Below are 20,762 nucleotides of genomic sequence, written 5' to 3' on the forward strand. Positions count from 1 at the left end.
CCTCACATTGATTGCCCGGCCGATACGTTGCCGGCGGGCGTTCTGGTACCGCGAGCGTCAGGTGGTCTTGCGCTCCATCAGCGCCCAGGCGATGGTGCCGGCGTCGACGTACTCGAGCTCGCTGCCGGCAGGCACGCCACGCGCCAGGCGCGTGACCCGCAGGCCGCGCTCGCCCAGGGCCTCGCCCAGGAAATGCGCGGTGGTCTCGCCTTCGGCCGTGAAGTTGGTGGCCAGGATGACTTCCTGCACCACCCCATCCGTCGCGCGCTTGATCACGCGCTCGAAATCCAGTTCACGCGGACCGATGCCTTCCAGCGGCGCGACCCGGCCCATGAGCACGTAATACAGGCCACGGTAACCGTGGCTGGACTCGATCATGTTCTGGTCGGCCGGCGTTTCGACGATGCACAGCAGCGAGGGATCGCGCTTGACATTGGAGCAGGTGGCGCAGACCTCGTCTTCGGAGAAACTGTTGCAGCGCGCGCAGTGCTTCAGATCCCGCACCGCGCCGGCAAGCGCCCGCCCCAGCAGATCCGCGCCTTGCGGATCATGCTGCAACAGGTGATACGCCATGCGTCTGGCCGATCGCACGCCCACGCCAGGCAGGCGCCGCAGCGCTTCGATCAGCGAGACCAGCGGCTCGGGTTCGGGCAGTAAGGGATCCATTGCAACCTACGGCAGCGGCAATCAGAACGGCAGCTTCATGCCCGGGGGCAGCGGCATGCCGGCGGTCACCGACGCCATCTTTTCCTGCGAGGTGGCTTCGGCCTTGCGCAGCGCGTCGTTGAACGCGGCGGCGACCAGGTCTTCCAGCATGTCCTTGTCGTCGGCCAGCAGCGACGGGTCGATCTCGACGCGCTTGACGTCGTGGCGGCAGGTCATGGTGACCTTCACCAGGCCGCCGCCCGAGGCGCCTTCGACCTGGATGTCAGCCAGCGCGTCCTGCGCCTTCTTCATGTTTTCCTGCATCTGCTGCGCTTGGCGCATCAGGCCGGCGAGTTGTCCTTTCATCATGATGGGAGCTTCCTTGAACGAGGGGAATGAGGTTGGCCGCCGCGTCAGGCGGCGGCCGCTGAATCAACGTGGCGGATCGAGCCAGCAACGACGTGGCCGCCGAAATCCGACAGCAGCGCTTGCACGAAGGGATCGTCGGCGACGGCGTTTTCGGCCGCGAGCTGGCGCGCCGCGCTCTCGGCCTGGGCCACGGCATACGCCGTGGCGTCACCGGTGACGCCGACCTGCACGTCCAGCCGGATGCCCTGCCCGAAATGTTCGCACAGGACGGTCTGGAGGCGCACCCGGCTTTCGCTTTCGGCCAGGGTCTTGACGGCCACGCGCAGGATGATGGCATCGCCCTGCACGCCGGCCCATTCGCTCTGGCGAGCCAGTTCCGATGCCAGGCCCGTCACGGGCAGGCGCGCGGCCAGCTCGGGCCAGGACGCCGAGTCCATGTCCGTCAGGCGAGGCGCACGCGACTGGCGTTTGCGCGCGGGCGCGGGGCCATCGCGGCGAGCGGCCGGCGGTGCAGGCGCCGGGGCGGGTGACGTGGCCAGCGTTTCGAAATCGTCATCCGGATCGGACGTGAAACCGCTGTCGGGCATGAACCCGCCTTCGGCTTCAAAGGGGATTTCTTCGTCGACCCAGGACGGCGGGCCGTCGGTGTCGCCCATTGCCGGGGCGGACGCGGATGCCGGGGCGATCGCCGCGGCGGCCGGTGTCACGGCCAGGGCAGCGGAGCCTTGCGGTTTGGCGGACGGGGCGTGAGGCGCTGCGGCGTCGGGAGGCGAGGTGTCGGCGGTTGAGGTGTCGGCGGTTGATGGGTCAGGCGTCGATGCGTCGGCGGCCGTTACGGCGCGCGCCGCAGTGTTGCTCGTCGGTGCATTGGACGTCGCTGCGCCCGCGTCTGCATTCGTGGCGTCCGGCGGCAGGTCTTCCCAGGGGGGGACGCTGCTGCTGTCTGCGGATTGAGGGACGGGCGCGGCTGGCGATTGCGGCGATGCGACGGCGGCGGGCTGCGCGGGCGCGGCAGCGACGGCGGCGGGAGATTCCGACGGAGCGTCAACGGACGCGGACGCTGCTGCGGACGCGGACTCTGATGCGGATGCCGGCGCCTCGTTGCGCGACGCATTGTCGTCGGCGGCGTTGCTCGCCGAGGCATTGACGGCCTCGGCATGGTTGACCGATGCGCCTGACACTGGCGGAGCGACCGCGCCGGCGTCGGGCGCAGACGCGGCAGGCTGACTCGCGCCCGAAGGCGCTGCGGCGGCGGTGACAGCGGCACCAACCGCAGCGGCGGCCGGCGCAGCGATGGCGGCAGCGGGTTCCGCCGACTGACGCGCAGGCGCGGCGGGCGCTTCCAGCGCGGTCTGCGGACCGGCGTCGCCATTGAGCGCCAGCATGCGCAGGCACGCCATGATGAAGCCCGCGTATTCGTCGGGCGCCAGCGTCAGTTCGCCGCGGCTATGCACGGCGACGGAGTAGAACAGTTGCACGGCGTCCGGATGCAGCGCCTGAGCAAGCCGGGCGATGTCGCCGGCCAGCGGATCTTCGGCGGCGGTGACGCCGGTCACGCGCTGCTCGATCGCCACGCGCGAGAGCAGCACGGCCAGGTCGGCCAGCGCACCGGCATACGACAGTCCGCGAATCGCAAGTTCGTCGGCCACGGCCAGCACGCCCTTGGCATCGCCCGAAGACAGGGCGTCCAGCAGGCGCACGAGATGGCGTTGGTCGATGGTGCCGAGCATGCCGCGCACGGCATCTTCGGTTAGGTTGCCCGCGCTGTAGGCGATGGCCTGGTCGGTGAGCGACAGGGCGTCGCGCATCGAGCCCGACGCCGCCTGCCCGATCAGCCGCAGGGCCGGGATTTCAAAGCCGACGTCTTCCTGGCCGAGCACGGCCTGCAGATGGCCAACGATAGAGTCGGCCGGCATCTGCTTCAAATTGAATTGCAGGCAGCGCGACAAAACCGTCACCGGGATCTTTTGCGGATCGGTGGTGGCCAGGATGAATTTGACGTGCGGCGGCGGCTCTTCCAGCGTCTTGAGCATGGCGTTGAACGCGTGCCCGGTCAGCATGTGGACTTCGTCGATCATGTAGACCTTGAAGCGTCCCGCGCCCGGTGCGTAAACCGCCTGCTCCAGAAGCTGCGTCATTTCCTCGACGCCGCGGTTGGAGGCAGCGTCCAGCTCAAGGTAGTCGACAAAGCGGCCCGCATCGATCTCGGTGCAGGCGCGGCAGACGCCACAGGGCTTTGAGGTGATGCCGGTTTCGCAGTTGAGCGATTTGGCCAGGATGCGCGAGAGCGTGGTCTTGCCGACGCCCCGGGTGCCGGTGAACAGCCAGGCGTGATGCAGGCGTTGCGTGTCGAGCGCATGCGTGAGCGCGCGCACCACGTGATCCTGTCCCACCAGGGTATCGAACGATCGCGGCCGCCACTTGCGGGCCAATACCAGATAAGTCATGGCTGGATTGTAGAGCCTGATTGTTGAACCCGTTGATCGAGCGGGCTGGAATGCAAAGGGGACGGGCTTATTCCCGTGGAACGAATCCTTGGAAAATAACCCCGTCCCCTGTGAAAGCGAAGTAGCAAACGCTACAGCTTTGAAGAATCCGGTTGGCGAGCCTTACTCCGGCACTGACCCTAAACGACTATGGCTGCTTCGTTCCCGACCTGACCAGGTTCACCGTCGAACCATGCGAAGGGGCCCGCCAGCCGAGATTCTAGCAGAGCTGCGCTTCGCGCGCTCGCTAGCCTCTCGGCCGGCGGGCCCCGGGGGGCAATATGTGGGCCCCCTCCCCGGCCCTCCCCCCGAGGGGGAGGGGGTGGGGGTCTTGCTTCGCTTGCCCCCCTTCGGCTCGCTTCGCTTTGCCTTGCCTTGCCTTGGGTGCTGCGCTTTCTTTGTTTGGGGGGCGTTGCTTCGCTTGCCCCCCTTTGGCTCGCTTCGCTTTGCCTTGCTTGCTTGGGTTTTCGCTTCGCTTTATTCCATCAAATCTATCCACGCCTTTGCGCGGGGGAAGTACAGGGCGGCTCGGGTGCTGCGGCCGTCTAGGGCTGTGACTTGGGTGCAGTAGCGCTGCAACTGTTCGCCGTGGCGTTGGCGCATTCGGGTGGCGAAAGCGGGTGCGGACTCGCCTGGGTGAGGTCTGCCCGTCTTGTAATCGACGATCAGCCAGCCGTCTTCGGTGCTTAGGGCCAGGTCGATGACCGACACTTTGCCTGCTGCGTCGATGAGGGGCCACTCTCGACGGGCGCCTGACTGGGATAAGAGCCATAGGCCGCGTTCGTCTGCCAGGGTGGCTTGCAGGGTTTCCAGGACGGCTTCGGCGGCTGCGTCGGCTTGGCTGGCGGGGATGCCTGCTCGGGTCAACTGACGGCGCATGGCGGGTAGGCGGGGGGTTAGCGCTTCGGGGGGCCACGCTTGTATGCCGTCCTGGCCGATGCGGGCCAGCCATGCGTGGGCCAAGGTGCCGATGGCGGCGTCGTAGCCGGCTTCCAGTTGCCACGCGGGATGTTCAGCAGCTTCGCCCCATGCGCCGCGTGTTGCCGTAGCGAAGCCGGCGCTCATGGTGATGTTCGATTGGCGTTGCAGCTGCGCGAGGCCCGCGCTGTCGATGCGGCGCAGGGGTTCGCCTTGCCATTCGGGGGCGTCGCCCTCCTCTTGGACCGGCTCGCCGTTGAGCGATGGCGGGACGGGTGGGGTCAGGCAGGGCCACAGGCGGCCGAGCAGGCTGGCTGCGGGTGGGGTCTTGGTCTGGCCGGTGGCTTCGTCGATCGATACGTGACCCACCAGGTGCAGGCGCTTGCGGGCTCTTGTGGCGGCGACGTAGAGGAGGCGGTCGATTTCGTAGGAGGCGCGGCGGGCTTCGCGGGCGCCCAGGTAGCGGGAGACGGGGTCTGCCTCGGTTTCGGCGCGGGGTTTGACTGGACCGAAGAGGACGCGGCCGCCGCTTTGTTCGAAGCGCACCAACGGGGCCTGATCGCCGCGCGGCGCGCGGTGCAGGCCGTACAGGATCACGGTTTCGAACTGCAGGCCCTTGGACTTGTGCATGGTCATGATTTCGACCGCGCCTTCGTCTTCGTCCGCGGCGTCGGGGGCCGCGAAGAGGCGGGAGATGCCGGCGTCCAGTGCAGCCACGTCAATGCTGCCGTGGGGGGCAAGGCGTTCGACCAGTTGGAACAGGCTTTCTGCGTCGTTGGCGACGGACAGGCCGGCGTACAGGCCCGGTCCGCCCAGCCGGCGCCATAGCGATTCCACCCATGCTGCGAACGGCATTGCGCCGGAGGCGTTGCGCTTGTCCAGCAGCACGGATGCGACCTGGCGCAGGCGTGCGAACTCGTCGGCGCTGAGCACGCTTTGCGCCGACGGCGCTTCGGGTTCGGGTGCCGGCGCATCAAAGAGCGACGCTTGCGGGTCTGCCGACGCAGCGGCCGTTGCCGTGGCGGCGGGTTGCGGCGCAATGCGCAAGGCGCGTTCCAGCAGCACAGGTATCGGCGTGATGTGGTCGTCGCCAAACAGGCGCTGCAGCGACGTAAGCGTCAGGCCGCAATAGGGCGCGCGCAGCACGGACAGCCAGGCGAGGCGGTCGGCGGGATGCGACAGCGCGCGCACGAGCTGGACCAGGTCGGCCACGACTGGGCGCAGCGCCAGCGGCACGAGGTCGACCGCGCGGGAACGGATGCCTTCCTGCGCCAGCCGGCGCGTGAGATTGCCGAGGTGGCTGCGGGCGCGCACCAGGATGGCGACGGGGTGCTTGGCGCCCTTGTGGTCGGTGAGGGCCTGGCGCACCAGTCCCACCGCGATGTCTTCGGCCTGCTCTTCGGCGGGCGGCGCGCCCTCGCGTGACCAGGCCGGGTGAAAGCGCACGGCGGGGTCGGGCAAGGCCGGATGAAAGGCCGTGGACGGGCTGTAGGCGATGGCGCCTGCCGCGGCGTCGCTGCGCCGGGGCAGCAGGTCGACGAACGACTGGTTCACCCAGTCCACGATGCCGGCTTGCGACCGGAAGTTGTCCGTGAGGTTCAGGAAGTCTGGCTTGACCTCTCCCACACCGACGTCGGCCACTTCCAGGAACAGGCCGACCTCTGCCTTGCGGAAGCGGTAGATCGACTGCATGGGGTCGCCCACGAGGAACAGGCTGCGGCCGCCGCCGGACTGCCAGCCTGCCGTCAGCGTGCGCAGCAGGTCGAGTTGCGTCTGGCTGGTGTCCTGGAATTCGTCGATGAGCAGATGGCGGATCGAGGCGTCCAGCTTGAGCAGCAGTTCGCCGGGATCGTCGGCGCTGCCCAATGCGGCCGCGGCGCGCTGGGCGATTTCGATGAAGTCCACCTCGCCCTTGTCAGCGAAGCGCAGGCGCAACTGCGCAACCGCGAGCGCAAGCGTCATGAGCTGCGCGCCCAGCACTTCCCATTGCGCATCGGTGAAATGCGGCGCGGGGATATCGCGGACGGCGTGCAGGCGGCGCACCCACGCGCCTTGCGCGTCGGCGCCTTCAAGCCAGGCGACGAAAGGTTCCTTGTGCGCGCATTTGGCCGGGAACCCCAGATTCTTGTTGACCGTCTTGCGCAAGGAGCCGGTGCCGGTCAGCAGCAGATGCGCGACGGCGCGCCAGGCGTCCAGCAGTTCGGCATCGGGCTGCAGTTCGTCAGTCCAATCCAGCAATGCGGCCAGCTTGTTTTCGTCTTCGCCGTCCTGCAGGTTGGCCGCGGCAAGCCGCGCCGGGCCGCTAAGCGACTCGCACCAGCCGTAGGGCATGGCGGCGCACAGGGCATCGAGGTCTTCGCCGATGGCTTCGGCCAACGTGGCCTCCATGGCCTCGCGGTCGGAGCCGTGGCGCAAGAGCGGCAGCCATTGATCGCGCTGGCCCAGCATGTCGGCGATGGCGTCCTTGGCGGCCTGCACGTCGACGTCCAGGTGGCGCAGCAGGATGCGCACGGCCTCATAGTCGTCGGCGAGATCCAGTGTGGCGCGCGCCGCGGCCTCGTAGTGCGAACGCGCATCGTCCGTGATGTCCGGCATGCCGCCCAGCTCGGACAGCCACGGCATGCTGCGCACCAGCCCCGCGCAGAACGAGTCGATGGTGCGGATGGCAAGACGCGCGGGATGCTCGAGCAGATGCCAGCCTTGTTCGGCATTGCGATCGAGCGCCGCGCGAGCGAGGTCCCAGCTGCGGCGTTCGTGGGCGGCTTCGGGCGGCGCGTCCAGGCCACGGCGAAGCTTGCTCAGCACGCGGGCATGCATCTCGGAGGCTGCCTTGCGCGTGAACGTGATGGCGACGATTTCTTCGGGCCGGTTCACCGTAGCCAGCAGGGCCAGGATGCGGTCGGTCAGGAGTTCGGTCTTGCCGGACCCCGCAGGCGCCTGGACCAGAAAGGAGCGCGCGGGATCGAGCGCTGCGGCGCGCGCGGCGTGGTCATGCGGAAGGCGATCTTGTTCGGCCATGGTCATGCGTCCTCGTCGTCCAGATGCAAGCGCAGGAACGGCAAGGCATCGCAGTATTTCAGATCGTCGCGCCGGTACGCGACGTTGGCCGCATAGCCGGCGACATATTCGTCGGCCAGCGACTCGATAGCCACGCGCCAGCGTTGACGGATTTCGGGCCAGGACAGGCCTTCGAAGAATTTGCTTTCGCTGGCCAGCGTGACGCCCGGCATGCCCAGGTCTTCGTCGGCCAAGCCTTGTGCGGCGACCTGCCGCGCGTGGATCTGCGCGAGCACCAGGCCCGCCGCTTCCCCGCCGGCGGCGTCGGCCAGCACGGAAGCGTAGAACGGCAACTGCACGTTCACCGGACGGCTGCGCGACCAGTCGGGCTCGGGCTTGGCCGCGGCCACGCCGGTCTTGTAGTCGACGATGACGCTGCGGCCATCGGGCAGGCTGTCGATGCGGTCCAGCCGCAGCTTCAGGTTGAGCGCGCCACGCTGCCACTGATGGTTCTTTTCGACCTGTGCGACCGCGAACGGCATGCGCTGCGCTTCGAGGTCGAGCCACGACGCCAGCACGGCCTGGGCCCGCTGGCATTCCAGCGCCCGCAGGGCCGGTGCGTATTCCTTGAGTTCTTCGTCAGCGGCCTGCGCCACGGCCTGCTCCAGCAGCGCCGGCAGGCGGCCTGCCGCAAGCTGTTCATGCAGCGCATCCTGGTCGGGCATCATGCCCCACACGATTTCGAGCGCCTTGTGCAGGAACTGGCCGCGCACGTTCACGGTGGCGGCGTCGGCATACGGCGCGAGCTCGCGCCCGCCGAGGCGATGGCGCACGAAGGCCCACAGCGGATTGCGCGCCTGCGTATCCAGCACATCCAGCCCGCCCCCGCCACGATTGCCGGCGGCCAGCGGCGGCCCTTGCGAATCGTCCAGCGATTCCTGCGGCAAGGCGGCCTGCGATTCGGCCAGGACCGGCGCCCAATCGGTGAGGGGAAGCGCGGCGATCAGCGGCGACGGGCGCAATTCGCGTTCGCCATCCATGTGCGCGTGACTGACGATGATGCCGGGCGCACAGCGGCAGAGCGCGGCGTACATGCCTTCCGCCCATTCGCGTTCGCGCTCGGGCGTGGCGCGTGGCGCCCTGGCCTGGCGCAATACGGCCAGGGGCAGCAGCGGGTTTGGCTTCGGCGATGCGGGCAATACGTCGTCCGTCAGGCCCAAGAGCCAGACACCATCCCAGTAGCCGCCTTCGGCTTCCAGCAAACCCAATACGTCCAACCGCGCGAGCGGGTCGCGCTGCGGCTGGAACGAGGATGAACGCGCCACGCTTTCCAGCAGGTTCACGGCCGCCAAGCCGCCCAGTCGGCCCGCGGCCGGCGCCAGCGCCGAAAAGCTGCCGAGCGCATCGCCAAGCGCACCCATGACCTGATAACCGACGCTGTCCAGCGGCGCTTCGCCGGGGAAGCCCAGGGCCGTCAATGCGGCCTTCATGCGCAACATCCAGACATCGCACGTAGCCTTGTTGCCGCCTTGCGTCCAGATCTCTGCGGCGTGGTTCCACGCCTGCGCCAACAACGGAATGTCCGCAAGCAGCTTGCGCCATTCCGGCAAGGCTACGTGCAGCTTGCCCTGGCGCCGCCAACGCGCGTCAATGGCCGCAAGACGCGCGCGGTCGCGCACGTCGCCGGCGCAATGCCCTGCAAGCAGCGCGGCGCCCAGCACGTCGACGCCGCATCCCTTGCCGGGCGCGCATTCGGCCAAGGCCCGCAGCCACGCCAACGCCGCGCGCGCCATGGGCCATTCGTCGAGCGGACGGCCCACCGCCACGTTGAATGCAAACGCCGGCGCGCCGTCGCGCCCGGCCAGCGCCTGGCTGAGCACGCGGCGGGCAAATGGGGATTCGGCTTCAAGTTGCGGCGAGACGATGGCATAACGGCCGGCAGGGTTGGCCTTCAATTGGCTGGCCGCCCAGGCCGCGGCGGCGCGCCATTCAGCGCCTTGGTCTGCGGCTTCGAAGCGATGCGCCACCGCTTGCACGCGCTGCGTGTCGCGCCATTGCGCAACATCCGTGCCCTGCGCCTCGAACGCCAGCAGCAGGCGCTGAAAGCGCGGTGAGATGTCCGTGAATCCGGCAAGCACCAGTTGCCGCGGCGTGGCGAGGCGGCCGGCTTCAAGCGCGCGCAGCACGCGCGCATAGCCCTGGTTCGCGTCTTCGGCGTCAATGCCGGCGAGTGTCTGGCGGTAGCGTTCGCGCCATCGCGCAAAGCCGCGGTATTCGTCGGTATCCGCGCCGGAAGGCACCTGCAACGCCCATTCGTCCATGAGCAGGTCGGCATCCATCGACAGCCGGGCAGCCTGGCTGGCGTCCAGCAGGACGCGTTCGGCTTCTTCGATGCGGATGGCTTCGGTCCAGACGAGCTGTGTGGCGAAACTGTCGAGCCGGTAGGCAGGCACATCTTCGTCGGATTCGAACGCGAGCTCGTTGGCGGATTCCGCAAGCCAGGCGGACAACGGCAGGATGCGAGGCAATTCGCTGACCTGACGTTCCTGGCGCAGCAATCCGGCGAGCTCGAGCGTGAGGCGGCGCGACAGGCGATTGTTCACCGTCAGCACAAGCGTGTCCGCCGCAGGCAGACCAGCGATGTCTGGCAACGAGAGATCGGAGTAGGTGGGCGCTGCGTCCTGCATGGTCATCCAAGGGCGCGCGCGGCAGGCGCCACGCGAAGAAAAAGAGATGAAAAAGGCGGAGAAAAATCTCCGCCGTAGGATACCGCGAGCCGGCCGGCAAAATGCGCCGGTTGCGGTAAGCCGAGCCCTGTCAAAACCCGCAGAGTGCGGCCAGGTTTTCCCAGTGAATCTGCATCTCTGGCGTGGTGTACCCCCAGAATGCAAGCCCCAACACGGCAACCAACGCCAGCACGCCCACGGCGCGCCAGCCTTTGCGGCGCGGGGCTTCGGGGTTCGGGCTGGCGTTCATGGCGCGGCTCCGGGAGGTCGTGATCACGCCGTTGCAGGCTGAGCCGGCGTCACCGGCTGTTCACGCACGGGCAAGCACAGCAGCGCGGCGATGACCGCCAGTGCAACGCCCAGCCACCAGACCAGGTCATAGCTGCCGGTCTTGGCGTAGGCGTAGCCGCCCAGCCACACGCCGATGAAGCTGCCCAACTGATGGCCGAGGAACACGATGCCCGAGAGCGTGGCCGCATAGCGCAGGCCATAGATCTGACCGATGAGCCCCTGCGTCAACGGCACGGTGCCCAGCCAGAACAAACCCATCCATGCGGCAAATACGTACAACACCCATGGCGTCAGCGGCACCGAAAGCAGCAACAGGATGCCGAACGCCCGCATGAAGTACACCACCGCCAGCAGCCGCTTCTTGCTGTACTTGCCGCCGAGTTTGCCGGCGTAGAACGACCCCAGGACGTTGAAGAGGCCGATGAGCGCGATTGCGGTGGCGCCCTGCCCGGCCGTCAGCCCGCCGTCGGTCACATAGGCAGGCAAATGCAAGGTGATGAACGCGGTGTGGAAGCCGCAGACGAAGTAGCTCCAGAACAGGAAGTGGAACGACGGATGCCGCACGGCCTGCTTGATGGCGGTGGCCAGCGATTGCTGGGGACCCGTGTGCGCTTGCGGCCGGCCGCGCAGGAAATACGCGAGCGGTGCGGCACAAGCCACGAAGAGGGACAGGACCCACAGCGCGCCGGTCCAATCCAGACCGCTGATGAGCAGTTGTCCGGTAGGCACCACGGCAAACTGCCCCAGCGAGCCGCCCGCGCTGGCAATGCCCATCGCCGTGCTGCGATAGGCGGGCGGCACGGAGCGCGCGACGACGGGCAGGATGACGGGGAACGTCGTGCCCGCCTGGCCCAGCCCGACCAGCACGCCGGCCGTCAGATAAAGCGTGGCCTCGTCGGTGGCAAAGCGCGTGCCGATGAGGCCCAGCATGTACAGCAGCGCGCCCAGGGCAATCGTGCGGCCGGAACCGTAGCGGTCGGCCAGCATGCCCATGAAGATACAGGCCACGCCCCACACCAGGTTCTGCAGGGCGAAGGCCATGGAGAACACTTCGCGGCTCCAGCCGTGCGTCAGGCCCATCGGCTGCATGAAAAGGCCGAAGGTGGCGCGCACCCCCATGGCAAGCAGCACGACCAGGGTGCCCAAGGCAATGGTGCGTGCGGAAATCGTATCGGTTTGGCTAGACATGAAACCCGTGTCTGGTTGTTTTTGGGTTTTCGCCCCCTCCTCGGGGCGGCCCCACGCGGCGGCGGGACTCAAACATCATATACAAGTCGGCAGGCGGGTCCGCGAATACCCGCGTTGGCACGACAAGCTTCGCGGACGAGACATTTGCGAGGCGCCATTCAAAGCCCAATGATTTGGGCGTTGCCCCGCCTGCTGATAGACTTGCGTCCTGCTTCGAGGCCCGCGTCCGCAGTGCTAAACTTCGGCTCGCAAGTTCCGCAGCAATTTCAAGGCCTTAGTGCAGTAGCGCGCCCATGCTGGCGCCCGTTTGCCGCCCTCAGTGGCGCAAGCGTCTCGCGCACCCCGCCCCGCTCGCCGTAGTTAAATGGATATAACCGGCCCCTCCTAAGGGTCAATTGGTGGTTCGATTCCACCCGGCGAGGCCACTCAAGCCTCGGCCTTGCGCGCCGTTCCTCCTCAAAAAAGTCCACCCATTCAGCCAGATGAGGGTTAATCCGGGCTACGCTCTTGCGCGCTGCGCGGTTAGCTTTGCGACTTCTGACATGTGACCAATTGCTGCTGCGTCAATATGTCACTGATATTTTTTTCGGTAAACGTCGCAAATCGCCTTGCGTGGCACTTGAAATTGCTGTTTAAATTCGACGCGTAAGCCCATAATTCATCTGGACTTTTCCTGATCCGACGAAACGCCGGCTTAAGAAATATTTGTTCACAGACCGACAAGCCTGCTCAACCATGGCCTTTTCCTGGAAACGTGCAATTGCGAAAGCCCTAGCGCCTGCCGCGCTGGCGGTGTGCGCGCTCCTGCCCCCTGCGGCACAAGCAGCCAAAAATTCCGATCCTTGCAAGACAAACGCCAAATCGGCGGCCTGCAAGGCGCAACAAGCAAAGAAGGCCCCCGCGCCCAAGGCGGGCTCGGGCAAGAGCGCCGCTGCCAAGCAGGCCGCGCCGTCCGCCAAGAAGGCGCCTCCCAAATCCTCTTCGGCCAAGAAGGCCCCGCCCAAGAGCGGCAAGCAGGTTGCCGCGAAAGGCACGCCGTCCAAGAAGGCGGGCGCGTCGGGTAGGAGCGGCAAGGGTGGCAAGGCGGACAAGGCCGCTCGCGGCCGGCGCGTTGCCGCAGCCGGCGCTGCCAGCGCCGCGATGCCGCCGCCCGCCGCCTCGGCCCGCGCCGAAGCGGCCGCGCTGCGCTCCAGCACCGCCTATGTGCAAGACCTGGAAACTTCCACGGTCATCTTCGCCAAGAACGAAAACGTCGTGCGTCCCATTGCTTCGATCTCGAAGCTGATGACCGCCGTGGTCGTGGTGGACGCCAACCTGCCGATGGACGAAATGCTGGAGATCACCGACGAGGACGTCGACGAGCTCAAGCACACCACGTCCCGGCTGCGCGTGGGCACCAAACTGTCGCGCGGCGACATGCTGCACCTGGCGCTGATGTCTTCCGAAAACCGCGCCGCGAACGCGCTGGGCCGCCACTACCCGGGCGGCCTGCGGGCCTTCGTGGCCGCCATGAATGCCAAGGCGCAATCGCTGGGCATGACCAGCACGCGGTTCATCGAACCCACCGGCCTGTCCAGCAACAACGTGTCGTCGCCGCATGATCTGGCGCGCCTGTTGCGCGCGGCGTCGCAGCGTCCGCTGATCCACCGCTATTCCACCGACACGGAGTACGAGGTCGAGATCAACAACCGCACGCAGACCTTCCGCAACACCAACCTGCTGGTGCGCAAGCCCGACTGGGACATCAAGGTGTCCAAGACTGGCTACATCAACGAAGCGGGCGAATGCCTGGTGATGCTGGCGCGTATCAACGGCCGCGACCTGGCGATCGTGCTGCTGGATTCGCAGGGCAAACTCTCGCGTATTGGCGATGCCGTGCGCATCCGCCGCATCGTGCAGAGCGAAGTGGCGATGGCGTCGATAGGCGCCGGCGGCTGATGGGCGGCTGACCGCTGCGTGTAGCAAAAATGAAGGGCCCGATTGCATCGGGCCCTTTCCTTATTTGGCGCGCACTTGCGCACTGCACTTCGCGGGCTTTCCATCAGAGCGGGCTTTCGCGCCCTGCTTCCCCAGGCTGGCATACAGCGTCAGCACCAGCAGCGCCGCGGCAGCCAACCCTCCCGCCGCAAACAGATTGCCGGTCAAGCCGAAGCCATCGACGATCTGGCCGCCCGCCCATGATCCGAGTGAAATGCCGATATTGAACACGGCCACATACAGCGCGGTGGCGATTTCCACATGCCCCGGCGCGGCCTTCATCATCCAGGTCATGAGGCCGACAGACACGCCGCCATAGGCCAGGCCCCATGCCACGAGCGCCACACCACCGCCGATAGGAAAACCGCCCACGACCAGGAACAGGGCCGGTGTCAGCAGCAACCCCAGCGCAATTGCCGTCAAGGTCGGCAGCGTGCGCTGCGCCGCGGCGATGCCAGCGAGGAAGTTGCCGGCGATGCCCGCAAGTCCATAGGCAAACAGCAACGCGCCGATCCATTGCGCGTCAAACCCCGACACCGACAGCAACAGCGGACGCACGAAGGTGAAGGCCGTGAAGTGCCCGGTCACCAGCAACACCGTCAGCAGCAGCCCCGCCCGCAATCCGCGATTGGCCAGTTGCGCGCCGAACTGGCGCGCGGAGGCCGAACTGGCCACGGGCAACGCCGGCATGACAGCAAGATGAAGCGCCAGCACCAGCGCGCTGAAGACGGCCATGCTTGCGAAGGCCCAGCGCCACCCGGCGAGTTCTCCAATCAGCGAGCCGAGCGGCACGCCCATCACGGATGCGGCGGCGACGCCGCCAAAGATGATGGATGTCGCCAAGCCGACAGCGCCGTGCGGCACAAGCCGCGCAGCTAGGCCGCCGGCGATGGCCCATATGCCTCCCATGCAGAATCCGACGAGGACGCGCGCCGCGAGTAGCCAACCCAGGCCGGGCGCGAATGCCGAACCCACGTTGGCGATCACCAGCAGACCCAGCAGGCCGCTCAGGATCTTGCGCCGATCCATGCCGCCCGATGCGATCACCACCAACGGCGCGAACAGCGCAGCCAGCAACGCGGGCAGCGAGATCGTCAGGCCGGCAGATCCCGTGGAGACGCGCATCGTGTCGGCAATGGGCGTCAGCAGACCTACCGGCAGCATTTCAGTGGTCACGACGGAGAAAGTGGCAAGACTGGCCGCCCCGACAGCCAGCCATAATGACCGGGCCGCCATCACGCGGCCCGCCATGCCGGCGAGCCATGGGCGCTCAGGCGCCGATGCCCCCACATCGCCACCAACAGCACTACCCCGCCTGCACCGACCGCGACGGCGAAGCCCGCCCGTGCCCCACCGCCATCCACCACGTGGCCGGAAAACGCAGCGCCCAGCGCAACGCCGACATTCAATCCGGCCAGCAGCCAAGTCATGCCTTCGGTCAGGCGTTGCTCCGGCACCAGGCGCTCGACCAGCGACATGGCCACGATCATGGTCGGCGCGAAGAACACTCCAGCAACCAGCACGGCCCCAGCCAGCGCGGCGATGCTGCCGACGAGCAGGAATGGCAAGGTGGTGGCTGCGATTGCCAGACCGCACAGCAGCAAGAGGCGATGCGGCGGCGTCTTTACCTTGAGCGCGCCGTACAACAGTCCGGCCGCGCAGGAACCCACGGCATAGGCCGACAGCACCAGACTGGCCGCGGCCGGCTGGCCCATCTGTTCGGCGAAGGCCACGCTCACGATGTCCACCGTGCCCACGATGATGCCCATCGCCACCATCAGCAGCGCCAGCAAACAAACGTGCGCCGATCGGATCACCGATCCGGCGTCCGTGGTGGCGGCGTCTTGCGCCTGGACGGGCGGTTCGGTGTCCCGCTGTACGACCAGCGCGAACACACCAACCATCAGCAACAGTGCCGCGGCCAGCGGACCGGCCTGGGGAAACACCGCGACCGACAGTCCGACCGACAATGGCGGCCCGGCGATGAACGTGACTTCGTCGAGCACCGTTTCCAGGGAATAAGCCGTCTGCAAACGCGGCTGGCCCCGGTACAGCACGGCCCAGCGCGCCCGCACCATTGCGGACATGCTTGGCATGAATCCCGCCAGCAAGGCGCCCGCAAACAGCGTCCAGTTGGCCGCCTGCCACCACGAACCGCCAAGCAGGATCAAGAATCCGATGACGCTAACGGCCGTGGCAACGGGTAGCACGCGCGTTTGCCCATGCCGGTCCACCAAGCGGGAAATCTGCGGCGACAGCAGCGCATAGGTCAGCACAAAGGTGGCGGAAACAGCTCCCGCCAAGGCATAGCCGCCACGCAGTTGCGACAGCATGGTGATGATGCCGATGCCGGTCATCGGCAGCGGGATCCGCGCCACGAGGCCCGCCAAGGCAAAGCCCCGCGTGCCGCGGGCGGCGAAAAGGTCGCCATAAGGGTTGGTCATTCAGCTCTCCAGCAGGTATCGGCTTGCCGCTGCACGGCCGGCCAGCGACAATACAAACAGTCCGTATGAATAAGATCGTATATTCATACGGACTGTTTGTAAATAATCATACGCGTCGTATGTAAGGAGAGAAGAATGGTTCGCCGCACGCGCGCCGAGATGGAAGAAACCCGCGCCACGCTGCTCGCAACGGCCAGACAGTGCTTTGCGGCGCACGGCTATGCCGCCACTTCAATGGACGACCTCACTGCGCAGGCGGGACTGACCCGTGGCGCGCTATACCACCACTTCGGCGACAAGAAGGGATTGCTGTCGGCGGTCGTGGCGCAGATCGACGCCGAGATGGATGCGCGCCTTCAGACGATCTCGGACCGCTCCGACGACGCTTGGGAAGGCTTTCGCAAACGCTGCCATGCCTACCTGGAAATGGCGCTGGAGCCCGAGATCCAGCGCATCGTGCTGCGCGACGCCACGGCGGTGCTGGGTGGCGCATCCCCGGAATCCCAACGCCATTGCGTGGCATCTATGCAGCGCCTGATCGACAACCTCATCCAGCAGGGGATTGTGGCCGACGCGGATGCGCAGGCGCTCGCTTCGCTGATTTACGGCAGTCTGGCCGAAGCCGCGTTCTGGATTGCCGACGGCGAAGATGGCAGTGCGCGGCTGGCGCGGGGCAGCGCGGCATTGGAGCTATTGCTGCGCGGACTGTTGGCGACACGGTAGGCAGCACGAATGCGCGGGACCTGTTGCTGCCCCGGGCGGGCATGGCGCGACGCCTGCTCGCCAAGTCAGCGCGCGCTAGGTCGTCATGCCGCGCGGCGCTTCGCGGGAACGGGTTGGGCATCGCACAGCGACGGCGGCAACCCTTCCAGGACGGCTTGGGCATTGAGCGATTGGATAGGCACGCGGGCATCCCGGGGGATGCGGCCTTCGGCCTGCAGCAACTGATACCGCAGGCAGCATACGCGCAGGAACGAGGTGAAGTTGGCGGCCTCGCCGCGGTACTCGACCAGCTCGTCGTACAGGCGTTCGATCAGTTGCGTGACCCGCATGCCGTCGCGGCCGGCGATTTCTTCCAGCACCTGCCAGAACAGGTGCTCGAGCCGAAGGCTGGTCGCCACGCCGTGCAGGCGCAGAGATCGGGTTTCGCAGGCGTAGGAGTGCTCGGTGGCGCGGATGAATATTTCACACATGGACGGCTCCTGGGCATCGGCGACACGCTGCCGGGAACGGCGCGCCTGCGAACGACTGTACGACGATTGCCGCGCCGGCCGCAATACGGCCCCCGACTCGGTGACGAGTTGTACCTTCCCGCGCTGATTGATGTACATCATGGTTTTAGCCGCGCAAGCGGCCGAGCATAGTGAAACTGATCAGACTTCGGAGGTAGTGATGAACAAGACCATGAAGGCAGCAGTCGCACGCGCGTTTGGCCAACCGCTGGTAATCGAGGAAGTCGCCGTGCCGCGCCCGGGTCCGGGCGAACTCCTGGTAAAGATCGAAGCCTGCGGCGTCTGTCACACGGACCTGCACGCCGTCGAAGGCGACTGGCCCGTCAAACCCAATCCCCCTTTCATTCCCGGCCACGAGGGCGTCGGCTACGTCGTCGCCGCGGGCGCCGGTGTCACGCACGTCAAGGAAGGCGACCGCGTCGGGATCCCGTGGCTGTACTCCGCTTGCGGTCATTGCGAACACTGCCTGGGCGGCTGGGAAACCCTGTGCGAATCGCAGCAGAACACGGGCTACTCCGTCAACGGCGGTTTCGCCGAGTACGCGCTGGCGGCAGCCGATTACGTGGGCCTGCTGCCCAAGAGCGTCGGCTTCGTCGATGTGGCGCCGGTGCTGTGTGCCGGCGTCACCGTGTACAAGGGGCTGAAAATGACGGACACCCGGCCTGGCAACTGGGTGGTCATTTCGGGGATTGGCGGCTTGGGCCACATGGCGGTGCAGTACGCCAAGGCAATGGGCCTGAACGTGGCCGCGGTGGACATCGACGACGCCAAGTTGGATTTCGCGCGCCGCCTGGGCGCGGAAGTCACCGTCAATGCGCTGACCACGGATCCGGCTGCTTACCTGAAGCGGGAGATCGGCGGCGCGCATGGCGCGTTGATCACCGCGGTGTCGCCCAAGGCCTTTGAGCAGGCGCTGGGCATGGTGCGCCGGGGCGGCACGATTTCGCTGAACGGGTTGCCGCCGGGGGATTTCCCGCTGTCGATCTTCGACATGGTGCTTAACGGCGTCACCGTGCGCGGCTCCATCGTGGGATCGCGGCTGGATCTTCAGGAGTCGCTGCAGTTTGCTGAAGAGGGCAAGGTCCACGCCACCGTCGCCACCGAAAGCCTGGACAACATCAACAGCGTGTTCGACCGCATGAAGCAGGGCCAGATCGAAGGCCGCATCGTGCTCGACTTCGCCTGATACCTGCGCGCGCCCCAAAAGCGCCCGCTGCGGCATGTGCCGCAGCGGGCGCTTTTTCGTGGCGGCGGCTCGGTACAATCCGGCCTACCCTGATCCCAGAGAGGCCGCATGTCCCCTCCTCCCACTGAGCGTCGCAGCAAGCCTGCCACCAGCCGCGCGCCTCGGCGCGGATCTGGCCGGGTGACCATTGCGGACGTCGCGCGCGTGGCGGGCATGTCGATGCACACGGTGTCGCGGGTGCTGAACGCCCCCGAGAACGTACCTGAACGCACCGTCAAGCTCATCCACGACGCCATCGCCCAGACCGGGTACGTGCAGGACCTGGTTGCCGGCGGCCTGGCCAGCGGCCGAAGCCGTCTGGTGGCGGTGACGGTGCCCACGCTGGGCAGCCCTGTGTTTCTGGAGGCGCTGCAGACGCTCAGCCTGCACCTCAGCCGCCACGGCTATCAGATGATGCTGACCGAGAGCGGATACGACCCCGAACTGGAAGTGTCCGCCCTGCAAGCGATCCTGGGGCGGCGGCCCGACGGCGTGGTCATGATGCGCACGGTGCTGACCCCGACCGGCCGGACGCAGTTGCGCGCGGCGCGCATTCCCGTCGTGGAAGCCTGGGATTGGAATGACGATCCGGTCGACATGCTGATCGGCTTTTCGCACGAGGCGGCGGGCGCATGCGTGGCGCAGTTTCTATCTGAAACCGGAAGGCGGCGGCCCGTGGCTGTCATCGGGAATGATCCGCGTGCGGGACGCCGGTTGCAGGGCTTCACGGCGGCGGCGCGCGAGTTGCGTTTGATCGACGCGGACGCAGACACGCCGCATGTGCTGATCCCCGCCCCCGCCACGATGGGCGCGGGCCGCAGCGGGCTGGCCGCACTGCTGGCTCGCGAGCCCGATGCCGATGCCGTGGTGTGCAGCACCGACATGATTGCCATGGGCGTATTGCTGGAAGCCGCAGCGCTGGGCAGGCAGGTGCCGGGTGACCTGGCCGTCGTGGGATTCGGCGATCAGGCTTATGCGGCGGCCACCACCCCGCCGCTGACGACCGTGCGCATCGACGGCTCGCTGATCGGCGAGCAGGCCGCGCGCGCCATCATCGACCGCCTGGATGGTCACGCCAATGCGGGGTTGCGGGTCGATGTGGGATTCACGTTGATGCGGCGTCAGAGCGCCTGACGCTTTCCCTGTCCTGCCCACGCTGAACCGCGCCTCGTTCTGAGCGGAAACATCGCATTTCCTGGGGAATCTCCCTATCAAAAATATTAGCGCTAATAAAATATTAGCGCTAATATTTTCCGATATTCATACCAAGATCAGGAGACAACATGCTTGACCAAGCCCGTGGCGTGTACATCGTTGCGCAGACGCCCTTTCAGGAGAACGGCGCTATCGACCTGGAGAGCGTCGACTCGCTGACCGACTTCTATTTTTCACACGGCGCCAATGGCCTGACCGTGCTGGGCGTTGCCGGCGAGGCCAACAAGCTCACGCCGGCGGAATCGCTGGCGGTGGCGTCGCGGTTCATCGCGCGCGCCAGGAACAAGCCGGTCGTGGTGGGCGTCAGCAACAGCAGCGTGGCCCAGATGGCCGAGCTGACCGGTCAGGTGATGGACGCGGGCGCCGCGGGCGTCATGATCGCGCCGCCAGGCGGGTTGCGCACCGAGCAGGAAGTGTTGTCCTACTTCGAGGCCGTGTTCGACCGTATCGGGAATGTGCCGACGGTGCTGCAGGACTTTCCGTTTTCGACAGGCACCTGGATGTCGGTGCCGGTGATCGGCCAGTTGATCGAGCGTCACCCGCAAATCCAGGCGGTCAAGGAAGAGGACCTGCCCAGCATCACCAAGATCACCAAGCTGCGCGCCCTGCCCGGCCGCCGCGTCGCCATCCTGACCGGCAACAACGCGATGTTCCTGCCGCTGGAAATGGGCCGCGGCATTGATGGGCCGATGGCCGGGTTCTCGCATCCCGAGATGCTGTCGCAGGTCTATGCGCTGTACACGGCGGGCCGTGTCGACGAAGCCCACGCGGTGTTCGACCGCTACCTGCCGTTGCTGAGCTACGAGAACCAGAGCCAGTGGGGCGTCGCCGTCCGCAAGGAGATCATGAAGCGCCGCGGCGCGATCAAGCATGCGGGCATGCGCCGGCCGGGTCCGAAGCTGGACGCGACCGACCATGCCGAGATCGATCTGCTGCTTGAACGCCTGAAGCGCACGCTCGCCGAAGCGGGTTGACCGAATTTCCCGAGCGCCGTGTTCCCGCGGCGTTTCGGGATGCACTGCAGTACCGAACATCAAAAACCATAAGCA

15 protein-coding genes, 1 tRNA gene and 1 other RNA gene are annotated in these 20,762 nt (G+C 66.7%); 6 read left to right on the top strand and 11 right to left on the bottom strand.

The genetic code is table 11. The annotated features are described in order from the left end of the window. Positions 1–57: 57 nt before the first annotated feature. The 8 genes from recR to B2W22_RS25895 all read right to left on the bottom strand — a co-directional run bounded on the left by recR (position 58) and on the right by B2W22_RS25895 (position 11,620). Positions 58–666 (bottom strand): recombination mediator RecR, encoded by a 609-nt coding sequence (gene recR / locus B2W22_RS25860; protein WP_175126029.1) that lies wholly within the window; start codon positions 664–666, stop codon positions 58–60. A 21-nt stretch (positions 667–687) separates the two neighbouring features. Then, positions 688–1,014, bottom strand: coding sequence for a YbaB/EbfC family nucleoid-associated protein (locus B2W22_RS25865; RefSeq protein WP_056326789.1), 327 nt, complete (start codon positions 1,012–1,014; stop codon positions 688–690). Between the two features lie 44 nt (positions 1,015–1,058). Beyond that, positions 1,059–3,461, bottom strand: coding sequence for a DNA polymerase III subunit gamma/tau (dnaX, locus tag B2W22_RS25870; protein ID WP_286940098.1), 2,403 nt, complete (start codon positions 3,459–3,461; stop codon positions 1,059–1,061). 151 nt (positions 3,462–3,612) lie between these two features. After that, positions 3,613–3,710: signal recognition particle sRNA small type (gene ffs, locus B2W22_RS25875), an RNA gene on the bottom strand. 267 nt (positions 3,711–3,977) lie between these two features. Continuing rightward, a complete protein-coding gene (locus B2W22_RS25880; RefSeq protein ID WP_286940099.1) occupies positions 3,978–7,436 on the bottom strand; it encodes a UvrD-helicase domain-containing protein in 3,459 nt (1,152 codons plus the stop codon). 2 nt (positions 7,437–7,438) lie between these two features. After that, positions 7,439–10,108, bottom strand: a complete 2,670-nt coding sequence (locus tag B2W22_RS25885) for a PD-(D/E)XK nuclease family protein (protein WP_414632028.1) — start codon at positions 10,106–10,108, stop codon at positions 7,439–7,441. Between the two features lie 124 nt (positions 10,109–10,232). Continuing rightward, on the bottom strand, positions 10,233–10,391 hold the full coding sequence (locus tag B2W22_RS25890) for a hypothetical protein (RefSeq protein WP_175126025.1): 159 nt from the start codon (positions 10,389–10,391) through the stop codon (positions 10,233–10,235). Between the two features lie 23 nt (positions 10,392–10,414). Then, positions 10,415–11,620: an MFS transporter gene (locus tag B2W22_RS25895; protein ID WP_175126024.1), complete on the bottom strand. Its 1,206-nt coding sequence runs from the start codon at positions 11,618–11,620 to the stop codon at positions 10,415–10,417. A gap of 350 nt (positions 11,621–11,970) precedes the next feature. Between B2W22_RS25895 and B2W22_RS25900 the strand changes: the two genes are divergently transcribed. Together B2W22_RS25900 and pbpG are read left to right on the top strand one after the other, a co-directional pair. Beyond that, positions 11,971–12,045 (top strand) — tRNA-Arg (locus B2W22_RS25900). Positions 12,046–12,355: 310 nt separating this feature from the next. Next, positions 12,356–13,558: a D-alanyl-D-alanine endopeptidase gene (pbpG, locus tag B2W22_RS25905; protein ID WP_286940103.1), complete on the top strand. Its 1,203-nt coding sequence runs from the start codon at positions 12,356–12,358 to the stop codon at positions 13,556–13,558. Between the two features lie 60 nt (positions 13,559–13,618). Here the strand turns inward: pbpG and B2W22_RS25910 are convergent, their stop codons facing one another. Then, positions 13,619–14,773, bottom strand: coding sequence for an MFS transporter (locus tag B2W22_RS25910; protein ID WP_414632029.1), 1,155 nt, complete (start codon positions 14,771–14,773; stop codon positions 13,619–13,621). Positions 14,774–14,832: 59 nt separating this feature from the next. Beyond that, positions 14,833–16,041 (bottom strand): MFS transporter, encoded by a 1,209-nt coding sequence (locus B2W22_RS25915; RefSeq protein ID WP_175125914.1) that lies wholly within the window; start codon positions 16,039–16,041, stop codon positions 14,833–14,835. Positions 16,042–16,176: 135 nt separating this feature from the next. On the opposite strand from B2W22_RS25915, the gene B2W22_RS25920 reads away from it, so the two are divergent. Continuing rightward, entirely contained in the window at positions 16,177–16,764 is a 588-nt protein-coding gene (locus B2W22_RS25920; protein ID WP_175125913.1) for a TetR/AcrR family transcriptional regulator, read from the top strand. Between the two features lie 83 nt (positions 16,765–16,847). Here B2W22_RS25920 and B2W22_RS25925 read toward each other — a convergent pair whose 3' ends face one another. Further along, a complete protein-coding gene (locus B2W22_RS25925; protein WP_175125912.1) occupies positions 16,848–17,234 on the bottom strand; it encodes a ribbon-helix-helix domain-containing protein in 387 nt (128 codons plus the stop codon). A 199-nt stretch (positions 17,235–17,433) separates the two neighbouring features. On the opposite strand from B2W22_RS25925, the gene adhP reads away from it, so the two are divergent. The 3 genes from adhP (at position 17,434) to B2W22_RS25940 (ending at position 20,687) form a co-directional block, all read left to right on the top strand. After that, complete coding sequence (adhP, locus tag B2W22_RS25930) at positions 17,434–18,459, top strand: alcohol dehydrogenase AdhP (RefSeq protein ID WP_175125911.1); 1,026 nt, start codon at positions 17,434–17,436, stop codon at positions 18,457–18,459. 108 nt (positions 18,460–18,567) lie between these two features. Beyond that, positions 18,568–19,632, top strand: a complete 1,065-nt coding sequence (locus B2W22_RS25935) for a LacI family DNA-binding transcriptional regulator (protein WP_175125910.1) — start codon at positions 18,568–18,570, stop codon at positions 19,630–19,632. Between the two features lie 149 nt (positions 19,633–19,781). Continuing rightward, entirely contained in the window at positions 19,782–20,687 is a 906-nt protein-coding gene (locus tag B2W22_RS25940) for a dihydrodipicolinate synthase family protein (protein WP_175125909.1), read from the top strand. The last annotated feature ends 75 nt before the right edge of the window (positions 20,688–20,762 follow it).

This window comes from Achromobacter sp. UBA4530 (assembly GCF_002388205.1).
In the GTDB taxonomy this organism is placed as follows: domain Bacteria; phylum Pseudomonadota; class Gammaproteobacteria; order Burkholderiales; family Burkholderiaceae_B; genus Achromobacter; species Achromobacter animicus.

What these genes read in the sequence shown, in the direction of transcription:
- B2W22_RS25940 (WP_175125909.1), top strand. Translation starts at nt 19,782, where the DNA reads ATGCTTGACCAAGCCCGTGGCGTGTACATCGTTGCGCAGACGCCCTTT.
- B2W22_RS25915 (WP_175125914.1), bottom strand. Translation starts at nt 16,041, where the DNA reads ATGACCAACCCTTATGGCGACCTTTTCGCCGCCCGCGGCACGCGGGGC.
- B2W22_RS25885 (WP_414632028.1), bottom strand. Translation starts at nt 10,108, where the DNA reads ATGACCATGCAGGACGCAGCGCCCACCTACTCCGATCTCTCGTTGCCA.
- B2W22_RS25935 (WP_175125910.1), top strand. Translation starts at nt 18,568, where the DNA reads ATGTCCCCTCCTCCCACTGAGCGTCGCAGCAAGCCTGCCACCAGCCGC.
- adhP (WP_175125911.1), top strand. Translation starts at nt 17,434, where the DNA reads ATGAACAAGACCATGAAGGCAGCAGTCGCACGCGCGTTTGGCCAACCG.
- B2W22_RS25865 (WP_056326789.1), bottom strand. Translation starts at nt 1,014, where the DNA reads ATGATGAAAGGACAACTCGCCGGCCTGATGCGCCAAGCGCAGCAGATG.
- B2W22_RS25925 (WP_175125912.1), bottom strand. Translation starts at nt 17,234, where the DNA reads ATGTGTGAAATATTCATCCGCGCCACCGAGCACTCCTACGCCTGCGAA.
- B2W22_RS25895 (WP_175126024.1), bottom strand. Translation starts at nt 11,620, where the DNA reads ATGTCTAGCCAAACCGATACGATTTCCGCACGCACCATTGCCTTGGGC.
- pbpG (WP_286940103.1), top strand. Translation starts at nt 12,356, where the DNA reads ATGGCCTTTTCCTGGAAACGTGCAATTGCGAAAGCCCTAGCGCCTGCC.
- B2W22_RS25920 (WP_175125913.1), top strand. Translation starts at nt 16,177, where the DNA reads ATGGTTCGCCGCACGCGCGCCGAGATGGAAGAAACCCGCGCCACGCTG.
- B2W22_RS25890 (WP_175126025.1), bottom strand. Translation starts at nt 10,391, where the DNA reads ATGAACGCCAGCCCGAACCCCGAAGCCCCGCGCCGCAAAGGCTGGCGC.
- recR (WP_175126029.1), bottom strand. Translation starts at nt 666, where the DNA reads ATGGATCCCTTACTGCCCGAACCCGAGCCGCTGGTCTCGCTGATCGAA.
- B2W22_RS25880 (WP_286940099.1), bottom strand. Translation starts at nt 7,436, where the DNA reads ATGGCCGAACAAGATCGCCTTCCGCATGACCACGCCGCGCGCGCCGCA.
- dnaX (WP_286940098.1), bottom strand. Translation starts at nt 3,461, where the DNA reads ATGACTTATCTGGTATTGGCCCGCAAGTGGCGGCCGCGATCGTTCGAT.